This window comes from Pseudoalteromonas arctica (assembly GCF_012927645.1).
In the GTDB taxonomy this organism is placed as follows: domain Bacteria; phylum Pseudomonadota; class Gammaproteobacteria; order Enterobacterales; family Alteromonadaceae; genus Pseudoalteromonas; species Pseudoalteromonas arctica_A.
On the sequence record NZ_JABBMT010000071.1, the window covers coordinates 1 to 2,914 of the forward strand.

General features: G+C 37.2%; 2 protein-coding genes. Both read right to left on the reverse strand.

Features of this window, described 5'->3' with window-relative positions:
* Window positions 1–9: 9 nt before the first annotated feature.
* Window positions 10–1,125, reverse strand: coding sequence for a hypothetical protein (locus HHO47_RS18855; RefSeq protein ID WP_248291058.1), 1,116 nt, complete (start codon window positions 1,123–1,125; stop codon window positions 10–12).
* A gap of 3 nt (window positions 1,126–1,128) precedes the next feature.
* On the reverse strand, window positions 1,129–2,304 hold the full coding sequence (locus tag HHO47_RS18860; RefSeq protein ID WP_169021679.1) for a TniQ family protein: 1,176 nt from the start codon (window positions 2,302–2,304) through the stop codon (window positions 1,129–1,131).
* Window positions 2,305–2,914: the final 610 nt, after the last annotated feature.

Genomic DNA, 2,914 nt, shown 5'->3' on the forward strand with positions numbered 1-2,914 from the left:
ATTATATATTTACCAGACAAAATTCCTATCGTTGCCAATTTGGAAGCGCGCAATCAAACCATCATTGATTGTTTGGGTAAACAGTATCAGAAAATTTATTCTTAAAGTGGGTGCGGAAGATCGGTTATCCAGCCACAATTGCAAGCTAACACGTATTTGCCTGATAGCCGCTACTCGCGCTAATCGCTTTTGCCTTAACGTATTAAACTGTTTAATACCGACCAATACCAAAAGTGCCTGTTGAAATTGACTGCTTAATAGCGCACGAATTTTAAATGCTTTCTCTATATCATTATTGGCTACTTTAGAGCGGTTAATAGCCTTAGAATATGTTTTAGGAAAGTAACGAAGCACTCTTATATTGCCGCCTACTGAGCTTGCTAAATCGCCAACATTGGCAGGCCTTGAGTGCTCAACTAAAGCAAAATTTAACTTACGATCTGTTGTTAATTGCTGAATTTTAGCTAGCATTGCGTGGCTTACTACAGGCGTAACCGCAAGGTAGCTTTGCTGAAATGGCATTTGTAATTGTGGTGAAAAAGAGCTTACTTCTAATGGGAGCTCTGCCACTGGTAACTGCTGTTTTATTTTACCCGCGATGTCTAAAACCGCTTTTTTAGTAAAACCGTACTCTCTTATTAAATTAATCCAAACAGGCTCTTCGGTTATTAATAACTTTGCTAAACAAGTTACTTCACCTTGCCAAGTAACTGAGGTTAAAAATAGCTTTGCATGATTAATTTCAGCACTGTTGTGCGACCATCCAAAACTTAAAGGTAATGACCGGCTACAAATACCCGCAATATCTTCACTTACTACCTTACTAATTAAACGTTGATGGCTTACTCGTATATCGGGATATTTCAAATTATGAGTATGAAACCATTTAACTTCGTTAATGCACTTACTCAATAACACTTCATCACGTAATACACTTTTAGCGGCTCTTACACTTGTTAAATCATCAATTTCACTTCGTTTATAAACTAGGTTAATGAGCACAGTCAGCGCTTGTTCCTCGAAGCCATCTACCGCAACATGAGGCGTGTGTGGGGCAAACAACTTTCTAAGTGTTGTGGTTTTTTCTTTCAGTGGTTCAATTGCAAGTGCATCTTGTAAGTTCATAAGTTACCACGGCGCTATAAATTGTTTTTTTGTTTGAGGCTTTTCAGCTGCAAATGCTTGCTGTAGTTCAATTACTTGGCGTAAATAAAAAACATGGCTATCAGCTCTGAGCTGTTCGTGCTTTTTTTGTGGATAAGCACAGGTTAAAAAGCCTTCTTGATGAAGCCTATAAACTTGCTCTGTGGTGGTGTTTAACAATACTGCGGCATCAAAAGTGCATAGCACTAAGTCAGCAATGTTTGGATGTTTAGCTTTAGGGTTACTATCAACTAATTCAACAAAGTAATTAATAATCTCATCAAGTACTTTGTTTTTACGGTTACTTGTTGCCGCTATTTGAGCATCACAGTTCACATTTCCATACACAGAGTTGAACTTAGTTTTATTAAAAGGATTAAGCTGCTTGAGTCGCGCATTATTTGTGAGTAAATTTAATTCAGCGGTAAGGCTTTCTGGCCAAGTACTAAAATACTCCACAAAGGTACGGTTAAAGTCTAAATCGCTTACATCAATTTGTTTAACCTTCGCAAACCACGATATTAACCCCACTATTTTTTGGCTGCTACTACTTGCAAGCGCAGATGCAATTTTAAAGTCTGCATCGTTTAACTGTTCACTACTGGTTAGTTTACAACCACAACCACACTCTAAAAACGCCTCAGAAGCTCTATAATCAATTAATTCATGGCATTCACCACAATGTGTAGTTAATTGTGTTTTATGCTTATGGCACGTCTTATAGGGCTTTAAATGCCAATAAAAAGGAACGTAAGAAGATTCAAACAAGCATTCAATGCAAACAGGTATATTATCAGTGCGAAGTAGCTCAAGGGGAATAGTCAGCTCATTACGGCTTACTGCGGCAAGATTGCCAAATTTAAAGTTACTGCGCCGCCATGCAAGCGCAAGAATATTACCAGCGTTTACATCAGCTAATTGGGCTAGCAACTTTAGCGCTCTTATTCTAAAGCTGCTCGCTTGCCTAGCATGATAAACATCAACCTTACTAAGCTCTAACGGCAACGCACCTTCAAGCTCATGATCTTGCTCGACAAGCCATTGCCATAAAATATCAGCAAGCTCACTATAGCCATCGTATGAGTTATCACTTGCAAGCCTTAGCAAATAGCTTTCAAGCGCCTCATCTGGGTAAGGTTTTGTTTGAACTAAAAAATGCATCGCCAACCTAAACTAAGAAAATCTTAGTTTAGGTTTAGAATAGTCGATTATGAAAGTCAACTCAAAGCTCTATAATTAGATCCTCTTTTTGATTTAAAGCACTGCGAAATTCGCTAAGATCTGAAATTATTCTCTTTTCAATATGATGATCATAATAATAATTAGATTTATTAGAACCTAGCCCTTTCTTAAAATGATAGCTTGAACAAAACTTTCTATGTTCATTACCGAAGATAAAATAGCAATTTAAGTATTCAATATTCCTTTTACAATCCAAGTGAAAATTATCACCCCCACATATGATATTAAGGAATTGCGTTTCGAAGAAATTTCCTACAAATAATTCCTCATATTCTAGATCTAAATCCGTAAGAAATTTGGTATACAATTTGAGCGTATCAAGTAACTTGAGTATGACTGGTAATTTTCCTTTAAAAGAATTAAAAGGTAATCGAATCCTTTCTTCGCTTTTATCTACAATATGAGTAAGCGTATAGCTAACGACACCTAGCCTTGCTTAATATTCCAAGGTAGCAGTGGCTCAAGGTTACTTGGCTGCTCTGCAATATGTTGCAAGCACGTTGAGATGTAGTCATGCACTACAAGATCA